The 16,980-nt window shown below is 61.0% G+C and carries 17 protein-coding genes; 4 read left to right on the forward strand and 13 right to left on the reverse strand.

Going from position 1 to position 16,980, the window contains the following annotated elements; translation table 11 throughout:
* Positions 1-381: 381 nt before the first annotated feature.
* On the forward strand, positions 382-684 hold the full coding sequence (locus tag AB4N74_RS05580; protein WP_460098590.1) for a hypothetical protein: 303 nt from the start codon (positions 382-384) through the stop codon (positions 682-684).
* A gap of 133 nt (positions 685-817) precedes the next feature.
* Here the strand turns inward: AB4N74_RS05580 and AB4N74_RS05585 are convergent, their stop codons facing one another.
* The 8 genes from AB4N74_RS05585 to AB4N74_RS05620 form a co-directional block, all read right to left on the reverse strand.
* Entirely contained in the window at positions 818-1,687 is an 870-nt protein-coding gene (locus AB4N74_RS05585) for an isocitrate lyase/PEP mutase family protein (RefSeq protein WP_007919546.1), read from the reverse strand.
* A gap of 167 nt (positions 1,688-1,854) precedes the next feature.
* Positions 1,855-2,889, reverse strand: coding sequence for an arginine N-succinyltransferase (gene astA, locus AB4N74_RS05590; protein ID WP_460098592.1), 1,035 nt, complete (start codon positions 2,887-2,889; stop codon positions 1,855-1,857).
* Between the two features lie 61 nt (positions 2,890-2,950).
* A complete protein-coding gene (locus AB4N74_RS05595; RefSeq protein ID WP_460098594.1) occupies positions 2,951-3,967 on the reverse strand; it encodes an arginine N-succinyltransferase in 1,017 nt (338 codons plus the stop codon).
* Positions 3,968-4,085: 118 nt separating this feature from the next.
* Positions 4,086-5,435 (reverse strand): APC family permease, encoded by a 1,350-nt coding sequence (locus AB4N74_RS05600; protein ID WP_460098596.1) that lies wholly within the window; start codon positions 5,433-5,435, stop codon positions 4,086-4,088.
* An 81-nt stretch (positions 5,436-5,516) separates the two neighbouring features.
* Positions 5,517-6,269, reverse strand: a complete 753-nt coding sequence (locus tag AB4N74_RS05605; RefSeq protein WP_099758632.1) for an N-formylglutamate amidohydrolase — start codon at positions 6,267-6,269, stop codon at positions 5,517-5,519.
* The gene (locus tag AB4N74_RS05610; protein ID WP_460098598.1) at positions 6,253-7,584 is read right to left on the reverse strand and encodes a type I glutamate--ammonia ligase; all 1,332 of its coding nucleotides are present in this window, start codon (positions 7,582-7,584) and stop codon (positions 6,253-6,255) included. Before AB4N74_RS05610 ends, AB4N74_RS05605 begins: the two co-directional genes overlap by 17 nt.
* Positions 7,581-8,225, reverse strand: coding sequence for a cysteine hydrolase family protein (locus AB4N74_RS05615; RefSeq protein ID WP_093439026.1), 645 nt, complete (start codon positions 8,223-8,225; stop codon positions 7,581-7,583). Before AB4N74_RS05615 ends, AB4N74_RS05610 begins: the two co-directional genes overlap by 4 nt.
* Positions 8,226-8,227: 2 nt before the next feature.
* Positions 8,228-9,082 (reverse strand): MurR/RpiR family transcriptional regulator, encoded by an 855-nt coding sequence (locus tag AB4N74_RS05620; protein ID WP_093439023.1) that lies wholly within the window; start codon positions 9,080-9,082, stop codon positions 8,228-8,230.
* Between the two features lie 332 nt (positions 9,083-9,414).
* Between AB4N74_RS05620 and AB4N74_RS05625 the strand changes: the two genes are divergently transcribed.
* Together AB4N74_RS05625 and cobF are read left to right on the forward strand one after the other, a co-directional pair.
* A complete protein-coding gene (locus AB4N74_RS05625) occupies positions 9,415-9,969 on the forward strand; it encodes a histidine phosphatase family protein (RefSeq protein WP_460098600.1) in 555 nt (184 codons plus the stop codon).
* Positions 9,969-10,724: a precorrin-6A synthase (deacetylating) gene (gene cobF / locus AB4N74_RS05630; protein ID WP_460098602.1), complete on the forward strand. Its 756-nt coding sequence runs from the start codon at positions 9,969-9,971 to the stop codon at positions 10,722-10,724. The genes AB4N74_RS05625 and cobF overlap by 1 nt, the downstream gene beginning before the upstream one ends.
* A 218-nt stretch (positions 10,725-10,942) precedes the next feature.
* Here cobF and AB4N74_RS05635 read toward each other — a convergent pair whose 3' ends face one another.
* The 3 genes from AB4N74_RS05635 to AB4N74_RS05645 are packed head-to-tail and all read right to left on the reverse strand — an operon-like array spanning position 10,943 to position 13,524.
* Positions 10,943-12,124 carry an acetyl-CoA C-acetyltransferase gene (locus tag AB4N74_RS05635; protein ID WP_460098604.1) on the reverse strand — a complete coding sequence of 394 codons (1,182 nt, stop codon included), beginning with the start codon at positions 12,122-12,124 and terminating at the stop codon, positions 10,943-10,945.
* An 11-nt stretch (positions 12,125-12,135) separates the two neighbouring features.
* Positions 12,136-12,801: a CoA transferase subunit B gene (locus tag AB4N74_RS05640; protein ID WP_093439005.1), complete on the reverse strand. Its 666-nt coding sequence runs from the start codon at positions 12,799-12,801 to the stop codon at positions 12,136-12,138.
* Between the two features lie 24 nt (positions 12,802-12,825).
* On the reverse strand, positions 12,826-13,524 hold the full coding sequence (locus tag AB4N74_RS05645; protein ID WP_016983257.1) for a CoA transferase subunit A: 699 nt from the start codon (positions 13,522-13,524) through the stop codon (positions 12,826-12,828).
* A gap of 184 nt (positions 13,525-13,708) precedes the next feature.
* Between AB4N74_RS05645 and AB4N74_RS05650 the strand changes: the two genes are divergently transcribed.
* Entirely contained in the window at positions 13,709-14,596 is an 888-nt protein-coding gene (locus AB4N74_RS05650; RefSeq protein WP_099758637.1) for a LysR family transcriptional regulator, read from the forward strand.
* 201 nt (positions 14,597-14,797) lie between these two features.
* Here AB4N74_RS05650 and AB4N74_RS05655 read toward each other — a convergent pair whose 3' ends face one another.
* Positions 14,798-15,640, reverse strand: coding sequence for an NAD-dependent protein deacetylase (locus AB4N74_RS05655; protein WP_093438997.1), 843 nt, complete (start codon positions 15,638-15,640; stop codon positions 14,798-14,800).
* A 54-nt stretch (positions 15,641-15,694) separates the two neighbouring features.
* A complete protein-coding gene (locus AB4N74_RS05660) occupies positions 15,695-16,741 on the reverse strand; it encodes a class I SAM-dependent methyltransferase (RefSeq protein WP_093439469.1) in 1,047 nt (348 codons plus the stop codon).
* Positions 16,742-16,980: the final 239 nt, after the last annotated feature.

A 16,980-nucleotide genomic window follows, 5' to 3' on the forward strand; every position in this document is an offset into this window, starting at 1 on the left:
CGGGTGGGGTGTCAGGTGCATTTGCCCTCACCCTAACCCTCTCCCAGAGGGCGAGGGGACTGACCACGTTGTTTGTGATTAACACGGCGACCTGAAAGATTAACTTTGAATTCAAAATCGGATTCAGCGCGGTATCACAAGTCGGCGTAGCTCCCAAGCATCCCCCAATCAGTTCCCTCTCCCTCTGGGAGAGGGCTAGGGTGAGGGGCTTTTGTGGGAAAAGTGGAAGTCGCGAACGGCGTACAAAAAATACCGAAAAGTCTGACAGAAGCTCTCGTTGCAGCCGTTGAGCGCGGCTTTTATAGTCTCGGCTCGCAGAAAAATCTGCGACGATCTTGGCCGGTCGAATACAGCACCTGACCCCTATTTGGAGTGAACTCTATGACCGACCAAGTAATGCCCCGCTTCCTCCCCATCGACACCTACGACGCCGAATCCCCGGTGCTCTTCCTTAACACCCACTCAGAACTCAGCGACATGGCCGCCTGTGCGATGCACCGGTTTGTGGTCGTGCGCGATCTGGCCGACACCTTTGCCAGTCTCAACCTCAAGGGCATTTCCGATTGTGATCTGACGCGGGTGACCAGCGCGGTGCATCTGTTGATGCGCGTGGGCTGTGCGATTCTGAATGTGATTCAGGCGCGGGCGGTGCAGCGGGAAGAGGCTTACAAGACGCCGGTTTAGCGGTGTAGCGGCGGACGCCTTCGCGAGCAGGCTCGCTCCCACATTTGATCGGTGTCGAACACGAATGTTGTGTTCAACCAAGATCCACTGTGGGAGCGAGCCTGCTCGCGAAAGGGCCGGTGAAGCGTGCGCATCACTCCTTGACGCTCATGTATTCCTTGGCCCAGAGAATGTATTCCTCAGGTTGGGTATAAGTGTGCGTCAACTCGGTCGCGCTCAGGTCGGAGGCCTGGGTGAAGATCTGCCGCTGTTCACGCAAGCTGTCATACGTCGCTTTGATCGCCGCAAAGTAAGCGCCATGCCCATCGATGGTCACGCGTACACCGAGTTCGGCCAGACGTTTGTCGTCGCGCAGCGCCGGGTTGCCGTAGGTCACCAGCATCAGCGGTACGGTCAGGTGTTCGGCGATTTGCTCAAGCTGATCGAAATCCTGAATCCCGACCATGCAGATGCCGTCAGCCCCGGCCGCCTGGTACTGGCGAGTGCGGCTGATGATTTCCTGGTTCGGCAAAATGCCGGCATTGGTACGGGCGATGATCGCCATTTCCGTATCAACCCGGGCTTCCAGCGCCGCGCGGATCTTGCCGACGCCTTCGGCAACGGTGATCAGATCGGTGGATTTGCGCCCGAATTGCGCCGGCAGCAAGGTGTCTTCGATGGTCAGGGCGGCGACGCCGGCGCGCTCCAGTTCGACGATGGTGCGCATCACGTTGAGGGCGTTGCCGTAGCCGTGGTCGGCGTCGGCGATCACCGGCAATTGGGCGACGCGGCCGATGCGGGTGGCCTGTTCGGCGAACTCGCTGAGGGTGATCAAGGCAAAGTCCGGGGCACCGAGCACCTGCAACGAGGCCACGGAACCGCCGAGAATCCCCACTTCAAAACCGAGGTCAGCGGCAATCCGTGCGGACATCGGATCGAACACCGAAGCCGTGTGATAGCAGGTGTCGGAAGCCAGCAGTTGACGGAAGTTACGGCGCAAATCTTGATGGGAAAGCCTGGTCATACGAGTTCCACCAATACAAAGGAATGGAAGGGCTTGAACAAAGGTGTCAACGCCGAAGAATGAAAAGGCTATCACGCGAATGGGTCAAGGATCATGACGAATTTGCAAGGGACAGGTTGTCGCGGACTCTTTTGCTGAAAGGATTTACCTTTTTGCGGTGGTGACCGTCAGGCCGCCACCGCCTGTTGCTGTTGATTGGGCAGCATCACCGCGCGTACCGAATTGCCCGGTTGCAGTTGCAGGCGCTTGGCGGTGAGGCGGTCGATCACCAGGCTGCTGCCGACCCGGCGGGCGCGGGCGACGGTGATGCGGCAGTTCTCCAGGCGCCGGTTGTGAATCAGCCACAGCGGCGCCTGTTCGTCGGGGCTGCCGAGGCTCAGAGCCAGCTCGACGCTCTCGCGCACGGTGCGGATATTGCGCACGGGCGCTTCGATCACCGGGCCGCCGTCGAAGATGTCGATGTAGCCTTTGTGGGTAAACCCTTCGGCCTGGAGGATCTTCAGCGCCGGTTCGGTATTCGGGTGTGCCTGGCCGATCGCTGCCTGGGCCTGTTCGGTGAGCAGGCAGGTGTACAGCGGCTGGCGCGGCATCAGTTCGGCGATGAACGATTTGTTGCCCAGCCCGGACAAGTGGTCGGCATGGCTGAAGTCCATCTGAAAGAAATGCCGACCCAGGCTGTCCCAGAACGGCGAACAACCGTGTTCATCGGCACTGCCGCGCAGTTCGGCAATCATCTTCTCGCCGAACAAGTGGGGAAATTCGGCAACGAACAGCAAACGCCCCAGCGACAGCAGGCGGCCATTGCTGCCGTGGCGCTGGTCATGGCCGAGAAATAGCGAGCACAGCTCCGATTGGCCGGTGAGTTCGTTGTTGAGAAACAGCGTCGGGATTTGCCGTTGAATGCCCAGATCCGGCGCCGAACTCACCGTCAACCCGACCCGATAGTTGTACCACGGCTCACGCAGGCCGACCGCCCCGGCCAGAGCGCTGACGCCGACCACGCGCATGTCGTCGTCTTCGAGCACAAACAGATAGTCTGCGTCGGCTCGTTCCACTTGTTCGGCGAACGCCCGTTGCGCCCAACGGACCCGGTGGGACAGGCGATCTTCGTTGGCCGGCAGGGTGGTGAACCCCGGGCCGGCCTGTTTTACCAGCGCGAGCAAGGCAGGCAGGTCGCTGACTTTGACCGGACGGACAATCATGCTGTAACTCCTTCTGCGCGCCTGTTCGGGCACTGTCGTTGACTGCGCAACCGGGCGGGTTTCACAGGGCAATCAGCCGGATCGGGCTGCCATCGGTCACGTTCAGCGCCGCACACATTGCAGGGGTGAGGGACAACGGTTGATCGGGTTGGTAATCGAGTTCGGCCATGATCGATCGGAAGCCGTGCAGCGCGTCGTTGCTCAGCAGATAACGACCGCGGGCATCGATTTGGGGTTTTTGCTGCACCGTTGCCGTCTGGCTGCGGGCGATCGAACGAATGTTGCTGGTGCGCGCATACAGGGTCGGGCCGGCGTCGAACAAGTCGATGTAGCTGTTGGTTTCGAAGCCTTCACGCTCGAGGATGTCGAACGCTTCCTGGCCATCCGGGTGGATGCGCCCGATGCAGTCCTGCGCGGCTTGCGGCAGCATCGGCACGTAGATCGGATATTGCGGCATCAGTTCGGCGAGAAACGTGCGGCTCTGCAGCCCGCACAGGCGTTCGGCTTCCGCGTAGGGCAGGTCGAAGAAGTGTTTGCCCAGCGCATCCCAGAACGGCGAATGGCCTTGCTCGTCGCTGTAGCCGACCAGTTCAGTAATCACCGCTTCGGCAAAGCGCCGCGTGTGAGCGGCGATGAACAACAGGCGCGCCCGTGACAACAATTCGGAAAACGGCGTACGCACCAGTTCGGCATTAATGTGAAAACCACGCAGCAATGTGTGGCCGCTGAGGTCATGGCACAGCGACAGCGCCGGTACGCCGTGTTCAATGTTCAGTTCGCGGGATGCACTGGTGAAATGGCGGTTGCGCAGGCTGTAGAACGGCTCGTCGAAGCCCGCCGTCGCGAGAATCTCCGAGCAGCCGACCAGCCGTTGGCGGTCCAGGTCTTCCAGCACGAAGAAGTAGTTCTCCGGGCCTTGGGATGCCGCTTCGCTGTCAAACGAGGCGCAGGAGCCGGCGATTTTCTCGCGCAGGCGTTCGCTGTCGTCCGGCAGGGAAGTTACGCCCACCAGACTGTCGCGGGCCAATTGTTGTAGCTGGGGCAGGTCAGTCTGTTCGACTGGGCGTAAGACCAGCATGGATGTACTCCTGTATCAAAAGGTTCGGCGATGTCGCCGAACCTGACTATCACTGTCGGTGTCCACGCGATAAATCGGCGGTCGCCTGATTTGTTGTCAGACGCCGCTCTTTTTCTTGTCAGCCGTTGCTCGGGTCAGGCAGCGCGGTACTGGCGCCGAGTTTATTCAGGAAGAACAGATACACCAGGCCCAGGGCAATCCAGATCAGGCCGAGCTTCTGCGCATCGACGCCCATGTTGTACATGATGGCCGCGACGATGATGAAGCCGATGACCGGGCAGATCAGGTGACGCACCACCTGGCCGGACTTCTGCCGACGCCAGTAGTAGTTGATCACTGTCAGGTGCAGCAGCATGAAGCCACTGAGCGCGCCGAAGTTGACCAGCGAGGTCAGGGTGTCGACCGAGTTGATGAACAGGTAGCAGATCACCAGCGACAGCACCGCCACCAGATAAATGCTCAGGTACGGCGTGTTGTGTTTCGGGTGCACCTTGGCCAGCACTTTCGGCAGCTTGCCGTCGCGGGCCATGCCGAACAGCAGACGCGAGACTGCGGCTTGCGAAGTGATCGCCACGGCCACGCCCCAAGCCAATGCCGTCGCGACAGCGGTCAGGGTCGCCAGCCAACTGCCGGCGGCAATTTCGGCGATTTCATAGAACGCGGTGTCGGCGGATTTGAAGCCCATGCCTGCCGCCAGGTCGGTGGCGATCCAGGTTTGTGCAACGAAAATCACCCCCATGACTACCAGCGTGATCAGCGCGGCTTTGCCGACGCTCTTGCCCGGATCGCCCTTGATTTCTTCAGCGAGTGTCGAGATCGCATCGAAGCCAAGGAACGACAGCACCGCAATCGACACCGCTTGCATCAGCAGGGCGAAGTTAAAGGTTTCCGCGTGATACAGCGGCGCCAGGGTCAGCTCGCCGTTACCGCCACCGTTGTGCAGGGCATTCCAGGCGTAGAACAGGAAGATCCCCAGCACCACCAGTTGCGCGAGCAGGAAGATGATGTTCATCCGTGCGGTGAAGGTGATGCCGCGCAGGTTGACGAAGGTCGCGCTGACCAGAAACGCCAGAATAAAGCCGACTTTCGGAATGTCCGGGTACAAGTGGTTGAGCGCCATCGCCGCGTAGACGTAGAGCAGCGGCGGGATCAGCAGGTAATCGAGCAGCATCAGCCAGCCGGCGATAAAGCCAACGTGTTGATTGAGGCCACGCTGCGCGTAGGAATAGACCGAACCGGCAATCGGAAAAGCCTTGGCCATGTTGCCGTAACTCAGCGCGGTGAACAGCATCGCCACCATGCCGATGATGTACGCCAGCGGCACCATCCCCGGTGCCTCGGCGTTGACGTAGCCATACACACCGAACGGGGCGATGGGGATCATGAAGATCATCCCGTATACCACCAGGTCGGTCAGCGTCAGGCTACGTTTCAACTCTTGCTTGTAGCCGAATTCTTCAATTTCCATGAAGCGCAACTCCTTGTCAGCCAGTCGGTCGTTTTAGTTGTTATCGATCCATCGTTTACAGCGTCAGCAGTCTTTCATTCATTACAGCAAAGGCGCGAGGTATCCGGCCCAGCGCGATACGGCTTCGGGGCTGCGCAGCAAATCGTTGCGCACCTCGATCAGCACCGAGTCGAGGCCACGGGCATCGCCGTGCACCGGCACGGTCATGTCGCCCAGCGGATCGATCTTGTACGGCTGATTACCGGCCACTTTCAGCGGGAGTTCGCCGAGGCCGTCGAGCAGGCGTTGCGCGTAGGCCTTGGCCTGACCGAACAGCACGCCGGCCTCCAGCGGTCGCGGCTGGCCGTAAAACACCGGGGTGAAACTGTGAATCCCCACCACACGCACCGCTTGGCCCTGAGCAACACGTTCGTCGATCAACGTTTGCAAGCGCGTGTGAAACGGTTTGAACAAGGTCTGGCGGCGGTATTCGCGGGTGGCTTCGTCCAGCTCGCGGTTACCCGGCACCTGATAGATTTCGCTCTGCGCCGGAATACTGTCCGGGGCGTGGCGTGGCCGGTTCAGATCGATCAGCAGGCGTGAATAATTGGCGCTCAACAGGGTTGCGCCGAGCCTTTCCGATAACTGTTCGGCGAGTTGCAGCGCACCAATGTCCCAGGCGATGTGTTCAGCGGCGGCGGCCTCGTCCAGGCCCAGATTGTTCAGGGCCTCGGGGATGTAGCGGCTGGCGTGCTCGCACACCAGAATCAACGGGTGCGTCGAGTCGGCGCGGCTCAGGTTGTAGGCCGGTCGGGTGTACAACCCCAGCTCGGCGGATTCAGTACAGGCGTGCATAGTGCTCACACAAGTCAGCGGGCGAGAGCTGTTCCGTCAGCGCCAGTTCCTCGGTTTTCAGGGCGTAGTAAGTGTCGAGCAGCGGCTTGGGCAGCCATGCAGTGAAGGTGCCACTGTTGCGCAGGCAATCCAGCGCCTGGGCCAGCGAGGCGGGCAGGGCGACGATGCCCCGGGCCTTGCGTTGCTCGTCGTTGAGTGAATCGGGAATTTCGTTGGTGATGGCGTTCAGCGCCAGACGCTGTTCGATGCCCAGACGTCCGGCGATCAGCAGCGCGGCCATGGCCAGATGCGGCGAGGCGGTGGCGTCCATGGCGCGGAACTCAAGGTTGAACTGCTGGGCCACGGATTTGCCGCCGAGGCTCACGGTCGGGCAGATGCGCAGCGCCGCTTCGCGGTTCTGTTGGCCCAGACAGGCGTAGGACGCGCTCCAGTGATGCGGTTGCAAGCGCTCGTACGACACCGGCGTCGGCGCGGTGAACGCGCAGAGTGCTGGCAAGTAATGCAGGATCCCCGCCGCCCAATGCTGGCCGAGACTCGACAGACCGTTGCTGGTGCCGGCGTCGTAAAGCATCGGCTGGCCGGCCAGATCGAGCAGGCTGACGTGTAGATGCACGCCGTTGCACACTGCATCCGCCGCAGTTTTCGGCGCGAAGCTCAGATCCAGGCCCATTTGCCGGGCGATCTCGCGGGTGATCTCGCGCACGTTGACGGCACGATCGGCCGCCGCTACGCCGAGCGTCGGGCGGCAGGTGATTTCGTATTGGTGCTTGCCGTATTCGGGTAGGAACATTTCCGGCTCGACACCGCCGGCGCGCAGGGCGCTGAGCAGCCAGCCGCCGAACTCGGCGCCCTGACGCTGGGCTTCGAGGGAAAACGCCAGATGCTCGGCGAAACCGGCGTGCAGGTTGAATTCGTGTTCGAACGCGGCGTTGACCTGCAAGCCTAGTTCATCGCGATAACGCTCGATTTCATCACGCAACAACGTGCGCGGGCAGGCGCCCCACGGGCGGCCATCGGTTTCGCGGATATCGCCGTGGATGAAATCCAGCGCCGGTGCGTCGACGTCCGGACCGTTGCCGACGGTGACGCGGCTGCCCAGATCGGGAATCAACCGCAGATCGCCATATGCACCCCACGGATTGGTTGAAGCAATTATGTCCTGCGGCGTCAACGCGCTGTTGGCCGGCACCCAGCCGCAGCCGGCGGCTTGATAGTGCTCCAGCTCATCAGTGGGAAACGAGCGGCCACGGGTGATGCCGATCAGGTCAGTGGTGACCAGCGTGGTCATCGGCAGCGGCGTCAGGCGCGTGCTCATGGCTGCATCTCCTGCAGGCGGGCGAGCACGGTGTCGGTGTCGGTGATCCAGCAGTAACCCTTGATCGCATTCAGGCAGGCGTGATGGCGTTCGGCGCTGTAGGTGGCGCAGGCGTCTTCGACCAGGGTGACCAGATAGCCGCGATCGGCGGCGTCGCGCACGGCCATGTCCACGCACTGGTCGGTGACGATGCCGGCGATGATCAAGTGACGGGTTCCGAGGTTGCGCAGCACGTAGTCGATGTTGGTCGAGTTGAACACCCCGGACGAGGTCTTCGGCAGGACGATTTCGTTTTCCACCGGGCTCAGGTCTTCAATGATTCGCGCCTGCGCGCTGCCTTTGGGCAGGTGCATGTCCGAGAGTTTGTGGTCGAGCGAGCGGTCACGGCCATCAGCCGTAAGGCTTTCGATAATGGTGTGCAGTACATTCTGCCGCGCTTCGCGAAAGGCACTGAGCAAACGACGTTGGTTGGGCACCACCTGCATGTGTGCACGGGTCAGGAAATACTCGGCGTCAGGCCCATTGAGGTGCGCGTCGAACTGCGGTTCGAGCCAGGCACGCTGCATGTCCACCAGCAACAGTGCGGTGTGATCGGTGACAAACGGCAAGTCCCGCGGCGAGCGGTGGGGAAGGCTGAACATCCTTATTTATCCTCCAGCAGGTGGGTGTTGAAGTCATTGCGCAGGGCATCGATGCCTTCCAGGCGATCGGCGAGGTTTTCGGTGCGCAGGGTCAGGCAGGCGATCAGTGCTTCGACCTGAGCCAGCGCTGGCACCATGGTGTCGAACGGCGAAGCCGATTCCACCGGCGCGCTGATGATCAGATCGGCCAGCTCACGCAGCGGCGAGGCATAGATGTCGGTGAACAACACCACGCGCGCGTTGTTGTTTTTTGCCGCGCTGGCGACTCGCAAGGCCTGGGTCTGGTAGCGGCGATAGTCGAACAGCAACACCACATCCTGGCGTTGCAGATCGAACAGGCGATCGGGCAGTTGCGCGTTATCTTCCAGGGCAAAGCAACCAGGCCGCAGCAGGCGCAGGTGATTGAGCAGGTAGGTGGCCATCAGACTGCTGAAGCGCCCGCCGAAGCAATACACCTGATGACGGGCATCGAGCAGCCAGTCGGTGAGAATGCGCACGTCTTCGGGTTGGGTCAGCGATTGGGTTTCGACCAGCAGGCGATGACTGTCGCCCAGATAGTGGCTCCAGGCGTCGTCCCTGTGTTGATGGGCGCGCGGTTGCAACAGCGTGCGCGGCGACCGCAGGCGGTGATCCATGTCGCTGAGCAGGGCATCCTGGAATTCGGCGTAACCACCGAAGCCGAGTTTTTTCACCAGCCGCACAATGGTCGGATCGCTGACGCCGGCATGTTCGGCCAGACGAGCCATCGGCCCCAGACCGTTGCGGGGATACTGATCAAGCAAGGCGCGAACGACTTTGCGCTCCGACGGCGTAAGATCCAGGCCGGGATCGGTGATCAGGTCTCTAAGAGGGGGCATCCGGGCTCCTGCTGGATGAGGGGGTGTTGAATTCGCTTCATAATCCGTCAAAACAGTATTTATGTAACTGACGTTACATGTCTAGTGAATTTTTCAGCGTGTTGAAAAGGCCCCGAAATGGGGCGAGACGCCTGTATAACAAGGGCCACACGGACTTCTACAGGGCTTGTAGTCCATCGCCCACGATAGTGTCAGAGATTGCCGTATTTTTTGCTTTTGTCCGCACTTGCCGGGGCGATGCAACAACCCGGCAGCCCTCGGTTTACGGCACAATTGCCGACAGAACGGCTTTGCGCCGCTGTTTTTCATGAAGGCCCACCGGAGCGATCCCTGTGCAGACCACTCGTTTGACATTGATTTGCCATGCGCGAACCGTCGCACAGAAATTGGCGTGTTTTCCTACGAATGAACCTGTTGAAAATAGCCAGCTGGCATCGTGCGAATTGGCCGAGCGTTTCGACGCCGCGCGACGCTTGATTTGCGCGCCGGAGTTGCGCACGCGCCAGACAGCGGCTTGGTTTGGCACCGACGCGCAGATTGATGAGGCGCTGCGCGATTGTGACTGGGGACGTTGGCATGGCCAGTCGATCAAAGCCCTGCAAGCCTCGGAAGACGCCGCGCTGCAGGCCTGGCTGGACGATCCCCACGCCACTCCGCATGACGGTGAGTCAACGGCGCAGTTGTGCCAGCGCGTGGCGACTTGGCTAGCTAACCTGCAAGGCACGTCGGGACATGTCGTGGCGGTGACGCATCCGTTTGTCATCCGCGCCGCGCTGATCCACGTGCTGCGCTGTTCGGCGTTGCATGACATCGATGTCGAACCGTTGTCGCTGCTCGAACTGCGCTTCACCGGGCGCTGGCGCCTGTGTCTTAAAGGAGCTTTGTGATGAAACAACTGCTGGTGATCGGCATCGGTGCCGGCAATCCCGACTACATCACGATGCAGGCGGTGAAGGCGTTGAATCGGGTCGACGTGTTCTTTCTGATGGATAAAGGCCAGAGCAAGGACAAGCTGATCGACCTGCGCCGCGAGATTTGTGAGCGCTACATCGACAACCCTGACTATCGCTTCGTCGAGGCCCACAGTCCGGAGCGCGAACGCGGCGATGTCGACTACGCCGCCAGTGTTGATGAGCTGAACCGCGCCAAGCAGCAGACCTTCGAACGCCTGATCAATGACCAATTGTCTGACGGTCAGTGCGGCGGTTTCCTGGTGTGGGGCGACCCGGCGTTGTACGACAGCACCGTGCGCATCCTCCAGGCGATTCTGGCCTCGGGCGCGTGCGCCTTTGAGTTTGAGGTGATCCCCGGGATCACTAGCGTTCAGGCGTTGGCGGCGCAGCACAAGGTGCCATTGAACACCATCGGTCGTTCCATCGAAATCACCACCGGGCGGCGTTTGGCGGCAGGGCAGGTGAGTGATGCGGACAGTCTGGTGGTGATGCTCGATGCTGAAGACTCTTATCACCAAGTCGCCGATCAGCAGACCGAGATTTACTGGGGGGCTTACCTGGGCACACCGGACGAGATTCTGATCAGTGGCAGGCTTGCCGATGTCGCGGATGAGATCAAGCGGGTGCGCAAAAAGGCGCGGGCCGAGCATGGGTGGATCATGGATACGTACTTGCTGCGTAAGCCCTAGATTTTCACTGGCCGGTAAGGCCCCTTCGCGAGCAAGCTCGCTCCCACAGGGGAACGCATTTCAAAATGTGGGAGCGAGCTTGCTCGCGAAGGCGCCGGAACATTCAACGCACATTTCGAACAGGCAAAAAAACACCCGGTGCAACGCAAGTCGCACCGGGTTTTTGTTGCCAGCCAACGACGGATGTCGTGGATCCGCCGATCACTGTTGAACTCTGGTTATGCGCGTTCCAGCGCCAGCGCCACACCTTGGCCACCGCCGATGCACAGGGTCGCGAGACCCTTTTTCGCATCACGCTTGATCATTTCATGCAGCAGGGTCACCAGCACGCGGCAACCCGAGGCACCGATCGGATGGCCCAACGCGATGGCGCCGCCGTTGACGTTGACCTTGTCCAGATCCCATTGCAGATCCTTGGCCACCGCCAGCGATTGCGCAGCGAAGGCTTCGTTGGCCTCGATCAGGTCGAGTTGACCGATGTTCCAGCCGGCCTTGTCGAGGCAGCGGCGAGTCGCCGAAACCGGGCCGATGCCCATGATTGCAGGATCAACACCTGCGTTGGCGTAGGCAGCGATTTTCGCCAGAACCGGCAGACCGAGGGCTTTGGCTTTCTCGGCGCTCATCAAGATGACCGCAGCGGCGCCGTCATTCAGCGACGAAGCGTTGCCGGCCGTGACGCTGCCGTCCTTTTTAAATGCCGGGCGCAGTTTCGCCAGGGATTCGGCAGTGGTGTCGCCGCGTGGCTGTTCATCAACCTTGAAGGCAACCGGTTCGCCTTTGCGCTGCGGGATCAGGATCGGGGTGATCTCATCGACAAAGCGACCGGCCTCAATCGCGGCGGCGGCTTTCTGCTGCGAGGCTGCGGCGAAGGCGTCCTGCTGTTCGCGGCTGATCTCGTATTTGTCGACGAGGTTCTCGGCAGTGATGCCCATGTGGTAGTCGTTGAACGCATCCCACAGGCCATCGCTGATCATGGTGTCGACGATTTGCGCGTGGCCCATACGCAGACCGGTGCGTGCGCCCGGCATGACGTAGTTGGACAGGCTCATGTTTTCCTGGCCGCCGGCGATGATTACGTCAGCGTCGCCGCAACGGATCGCTTGCGCACCCAGATGCAGGGCTTTGAGGCCCGAACCGCAAACCTTGTTCAGGGTCATTGCTGGCACGGCATGGGGCAAGCCGGCCTTGATCGCTGCCTGACGCGCCGGGTTCTGGCCGGCGCCAGCGGTCAGCACCTGGCCCATGATCACTTCATCGACCTGCGCACCGTCCAGACCGGTTTGTTCGAGCAACTGGCGGATCACCGCCGCGCCCAGATCAACGGCGGACACGCTGGCCAAGGAGCCCTGGAAACTGCCGATCGCGGTGCGCGTGGCGGCAACAATTACGACGTCTTGCATTTTCGAATTCCTCACTGGGCAGCGAACTGCATTTCCGGTACGTGATCCGGGACGATCAGTTTACCAGCGGTTTTGGCGACGATTTCCTCGACGCTGACGCCAGGTGCGCGTTCCTTGAGGACAAAAGCGCCATTTTCGATTTCCAGGTAGGCGAGGTCGGTCAGCACGCGCTTGATGCACCCGGCGCCGGTCAGCGGCAGGCTGCACTTGGATAGCAGTTTCGACTCACCATCCTTGGACGCGTGGGTCATGATCACGATGATGTTGTCGGCGCCGGCCACCAGATCCATCGCACCGCCCATGCCCTTGACCAGTTTGCCGGGGATCATCCACGAGGCGATGTTGCCTTCGACGTCCACTTCGAACGCGCCGAGCACGGTCAGGTCGACATGACCGCCACGGATCATCGCGAATGATTCGGCGGAGTTGAAGATCGATGCGCCGATGCGTGCGGTCACGGTCTGTTTGCCGGCGTTGATCATGTCGGCATCGATGGTGTCTTCAGTCGGAAACGGACCCATGCCGAGCAGGCCGTTTTCCGACTGCAGCATGACTTCCATGCCTTCGGGAATGTAGTTGGCGACCAGGGTCGGAATGCCGATGCCGAGGTTCACATAAAAGCCGTCCTGCATTTCGCGGGCGACGCGCTGAGCCATTTGTTCGCGGGTAAGTGCCATGGTTTTATTCTCCGTCAGCCTGAATTATTTGCGGATGGTGCGCTGTTCGATGCGTTTTTCGAACGTGCCGCAAATGACCCGATCGACGTAGATGCCCGGGGTGTGGATCTGCGAGGGGTCGAGTTCGCCGGGTTCGACGATTTCTTCGACTTCAACCACGGTGATCTTGCCGGCGGTAGCCGCCAGCGGGTTGAAGTTCTGCGCAGTGTGACGGTAGATGACGTTGCCGAAGTGGTCGGCTTTCCAGCCTTTGACGATGGCGAAGTCGCCGGTGATGGATTCTTCCATCAGGTACTTACGACCTTTGAATTCGCGTACTTCCTTGCCTTCGGCGACCGGGGTGCCGACGCCGGTGGCGGTGAAGAAGGCCGGAATGCCGGCGCCGCCTGCGCGCATCTTCTCGGCGAGGGTGCCTTGCGGGGTCAGGATGACTTCGATGTCGCCTTTGAGCAGTTGTTCTTCGAACAGCTTGTTTTCGCCGACGTAGGAGGCGATGACTTTGCTGATCTGACGATCGGTAAGCAGCACGCCGAGGCCAAAACCGTCGACGCCGCAGTTGTTGGAAACGACGGTGAGGTCGCGGGTGCCTTTGCGTTTGATCTCGGCGATCAGGTTTTCCGGAATGCCGCACAGACCGAAGCCGCCGGCGATAACGGTCATGCCGTCCTCAAGCCCGGCCAGGGCTTCCTCGTAGGAACTCACGCGCTTGTCGAAACCTGCCATATGCACCTCTTTTATTATTTGCGGGCGGCTGGCTAGCCGAATGGTTGGAGTGTCTCGCTGGAGGATATATTTGTTAAGTTGATTTTTAAGGTTGATTGATAGATAAAACTCAATAATCGCGTTATGGCTTGCCGCTTAACGCTTGATCGTTCCCACGATGCACCGACGATCCTGAGGCTTGAGTATGACCATCAAACAGATCCGCGCCTTCCTCGCTGTGGCACAGAGCCTGAGCTTCGCCGTGGCCTGCGAGCGTCTGCACCTGTCGCAATCGGCCTTGAGCCTGACCATCAAAGCGCTGGAAGAGGGCCTGGGCGGGCGCCTGTTCAGCCGTAACACACGCAATGTCGCGCTGACTGCGGAAGGTGAATCCTTGCTGCCGCTGGCGCGGCGGCTGATCGCCGACTGGGATAACGCCGAAGACGAAATGCGCCAACGCTTCAGTTTGCAGCGCGGGCGGGTGACGCTGGCGGCGATGCCGTCGTTTGCCGGCAATCTGCTGCCGCCGATCCTCAAGACGTTTCGTGCGCGCTACCCGAACGTCAACGTCACGGTCAATGACGTGATCAATGAGCAAGTGCTGGAAATGGTCCGTGACCGTCAGGTGGAACTGGGCGTGGCGTTCGAGCCGATGCAAAACACTTCGATGACGTTTACGCCGTTGTACGTGGATCGCTTCGTCGCGGTGGTATCGAAGGATTCGCCGCTGGCGCAGCGCGACGAGATCGATTGGCAGACGTTGTTGCAGGAGCCGTTCATCACCTTGCAGCGGCCTTCGACGGTGCGAGTGATGCTCGAAGAGCACCTGCAGGCGCGAGGCATGAAGTTGCCGGTGGAATTTGAAAGCCATCAACTGGCCACGGTTGGGCGGATGGTCGCCAGCGGTCTGGGCGTCAGTGCCGTGCCGGCGTTGTGCGCCGAGCAGATGCAGGAGCTCGGCGCCCACTGCCTGACCCTGGATGACTCGGTGCAGCGGGCCATCGGCGTGCTGACTGAGCCGGGCAATGAACTGTCGGCGGCGGCGCAGGCATTGTTCGATATTCTCAAGGCTGAAGATCTGGGGCGACTGTGAGATCTACCCCCTCACCCCAACCCTCTCCCCCAGAGGGGGCGAGGGGGAAGGGAGCTGATCGGGGGCATTTCAAAAAATGGGTTCGGCTCGAAATTTTCAGGTCGCAGTATTAAGTCCTGACAACTCGGTCAGTTCCCTCTCCCTTGGGAGAGGGCTAGGGTGAGGGGCTTGGGTCCGGAGTCGAGCGCAAAGTGCAGCAACTCACCGATCCAGCACTTCAACCAACAACGGCAAAAGCTGTTCACACGACGCTTCAATCTTCAAATCCAGCAAATCATCCGCGCGGGTCTTGCCCAGATTGATCGCAATCAACGGCTTGCCACGATCGGCAATCACCCGGCACAGGCGAAACGCCGAGTACGCCATCAACGACGAACCCACCACCAACATCCCCGCTGCATTCTCTGCCGCCGCCATCGCCCTTGCCGCCGTGGGCTGCGCGACGTTCTCGCCGAAAAACACCACGTCCGGTTTCATCCGCTCGCCAGCGCAATGCGGGCAGCGCGGCACCTGAAAGCGCGCTTCGAAGGCCGGGTCGAGCAGGGTGTCGCCATCCGGCGCCTGCACGGCATCGACCCCGGCCAGATACGGGTTGTGCATTTCCATTAATTGTTGAATCGAATCGCGCTCACTGCGCTGGCCGCAGTCCAGGCAGAGGACGCGATGCAGGCTGCCGTGCAGTTCGATCACATCGTGACTGCCGGCTTGATCGTGCAGGGTATCGACGTTCTGGGTGATCAAACCGTGGATCAGCCCATGGCGCTGCAAACTGGCCAACGCTTGGTGCGCTGCATTCGGCTGCGCCTGACGCACCCTCGGCCAACCCAGCATGGCCCGCGCCCAGTAGCGGCGGCGCGACTCGGGGGCGGCGAGGAACTCCTGGTACATCATCGGCTGCCGGCCACGGCGCACACCGTCGCTGTCGCGGTAATCCGGAATGCCCGACGGCGTGCTGATGCCGGCTCCGGTCAGGACGAGGAAGTCGCCATCGGCCATCACCTCTTGCAAGGTGTCGAGGTGTTCGCGGGTCGGGCTGTCGAGCATGGTCAGCGCTCCGAAATGGGCAGTGCCAGCAGGTTAGCACGCGACCCGCGCGGGTTACTTGCGTGCCTCCAGAATCAGGTTGAACGGCGTTTGCGTGGCCCGGCGGAACTGCTTGAAACCGGCCTCGGTAAACACCTTGCGCAAACGCATTTCCCCTGCTTGTGCGCCCAGGCCCAGGCCGACTTCCTGCGACAGCGAGTTCGGTGTGCAGATAAACGTCGAGGCCGCATAGAACAGCCGCCCGACCGGGTTGATGTTGTCGTCCAGCGTGTCGTTGGCGAACGGCTCGACCAGCAACACCGTGCCATCGTCTTTCAGCGAGTCATAGGCGTGACGGGCGGCACCGACCGGATCGCCCATATCGTGCAGGCAGTCGAAATAGCAGATCAGGTCGTAGTCGTCGCCGGGGTAGCTTTTCGCCGAACCCTGAAAGAACTTCGCCCGGCTGCTGACGCCACCTTCCTCGGCGCGCTGGGTAGCGACGGTGATCGAGGGGGCGTGATAGTCATAGCCGACGAAACGCGAGTTGGGAAACGCCTGGGCCATGATCACGGTCGAGGCGCCATGACCGCAGCCGATATCGGCGACTTTCGCGCCTTGCTCAAGCTTGGCTACCACGCCGTCCAGCGCCGGCAGCCATTCGGCGATCAGGTGGCCCTTGTAGCCGGGCCGGAAGAACCGCTCGGTTCCGGTGAACATGCACGGGTGGTGATCGCCCCAGGGCAGGGCACCGTTGCCGCGCATGGCTTTGACCAGTTTGTCCTTGTCGTGGAAAAACGATGCCACCACCCCGAGGCCACCAGCGACATACACCGGGGAATCTTCAACGGCCAGGGCCAGTGCCTGTTCTTCAGGTAAACGGAACTGACCGTCGTGGTGCTCCATGTAGCCGGACGCCGCATGAGCGCTGAGCCATTCGCGCACCAGACGCGGGTTGCAGGTGGTTTTGGCAGCGAGGGCATCGGCACTGATCGGCTGACTGTCGGCCATTGCCCGGTACAGCCCGAGCTCTTCGCCGACGATGACATTGGCCAGCATCGCCGCGCCGCCCATGTCGTTGACCAGTTTGCCCATGAATTGGTTGAGCTTCGCCTCATCCATCATGTGTGCTCCTGAAACAGGATCACGGTCCGGCGGCGTCGAGGGTCGAGGCGTGCGCCACCGGGCGGTGGTCACGGAGTTGGGCAGGGCACGGCTGACGTCCTGCGTCCCCCTCGACTGGGTAATAAAGGAGTCTAGCCCCGGTCCGGGCGTGTCGCTGGATTTGTGAGCAACGAAAACCTGTGGGAGCGAGCCTGCTCGCGAAGGCGGCATTTCAGGCAATTCTGGTATTGGCAGTG

This window comes from Pseudomonas sp. H3_C08 (genome assembly GCF_054669455.1).

What these genes read in the sequence shown, in the direction of transcription:
- AB4N74_RS05580 (WP_460098590.1), top strand. Translation starts at nt 382, where the DNA reads ATGACCGACCAAGTAATGCCCCGCTTCCTCCCCATCGACACCTACGAC.
- AB4N74_RS05585 (WP_007919546.1), bottom strand. Translation starts at nt 1,687, where the DNA reads ATGACCAGGCTTTCCCATCAAGATTTGCGCCGTAACTTCCGTCAACTG.
- astA (WP_460098592.1), bottom strand. Translation starts at nt 2,889, where the DNA reads ATGATTGTCCGTCCGGTCAAAGTCAGCGACCTGCCTGCCTTGCTCGCG.
- AB4N74_RS05595 (WP_460098594.1), bottom strand. Translation starts at nt 3,967, where the DNA reads ATGCTGGTCTTACGCCCAGTCGAACAGACTGACCTGCCCCAGCTACAA.
- AB4N74_RS05600 (WP_460098596.1), bottom strand. Translation starts at nt 5,435, where the DNA reads ATGGAAATTGAAGAATTCGGCTACAAGCAAGAGTTGAAACGTAGCCTG.
- AB4N74_RS05605 (WP_099758632.1), bottom strand. Translation starts at nt 6,269, where the DNA reads ATGCACGCCTGTACTGAATCCGCCGAGCTGGGGTTGTACACCCGACCG.
- AB4N74_RS05610 (WP_460098598.1), bottom strand. Translation starts at nt 7,584, where the DNA reads ATGAGCACGCGCCTGACGCCGCTGCCGATGACCACGCTGGTCACCACT.
- AB4N74_RS05615 (WP_093439026.1), bottom strand. Translation starts at nt 8,225, where the DNA reads ATGTTCAGCCTTCCCCACCGCTCGCCGCGGGACTTGCCGTTTGTCACC.
- AB4N74_RS05620 (WP_093439023.1), bottom strand. Translation starts at nt 9,082, where the DNA reads ATGCCCCCTCTTAGAGACCTGATCACCGATCCCGGCCTGGATCTTACG.
- cobF (WP_460098602.1), top strand. Translation starts at nt 9,969, where the DNA reads ATGAAACAACTGCTGGTGATCGGCATCGGTGCCGGCAATCCCGACTAC.
- AB4N74_RS05635 (WP_460098604.1), bottom strand. Translation starts at nt 12,124, where the DNA reads ATGCAAGACGTCGTAATTGTTGCCGCCACGCGCACCGCGATCGGCAGT.
- AB4N74_RS05640 (WP_093439005.1), bottom strand. Translation starts at nt 12,801, where the DNA reads ATGGCACTTACCCGCGAACAAATGGCTCAGCGCGTCGCCCGCGAAATG.
- AB4N74_RS05645 (WP_016983257.1), bottom strand. Translation starts at nt 13,524, where the DNA reads ATGGCAGGTTTCGACAAGCGCGTGAGTTCCTACGAGGAAGCCCTGGCC.
- AB4N74_RS05650 (WP_099758637.1), top strand. Translation starts at nt 13,709, where the DNA reads ATGACCATCAAACAGATCCGCGCCTTCCTCGCTGTGGCACAGAGCCTG.
- AB4N74_RS05655 (WP_093438997.1), bottom strand. Translation starts at nt 15,640, where the DNA reads ATGCTCGACAGCCCGACCCGCGAACACCTCGACACCTTGCAAGAGGTG.
- AB4N74_RS05660 (WP_093439469.1), bottom strand. Translation starts at nt 16,741, where the DNA reads ATGGATGAGGCGAAGCTCAACCAATTCATGGGCAAACTGGTCAACGAC.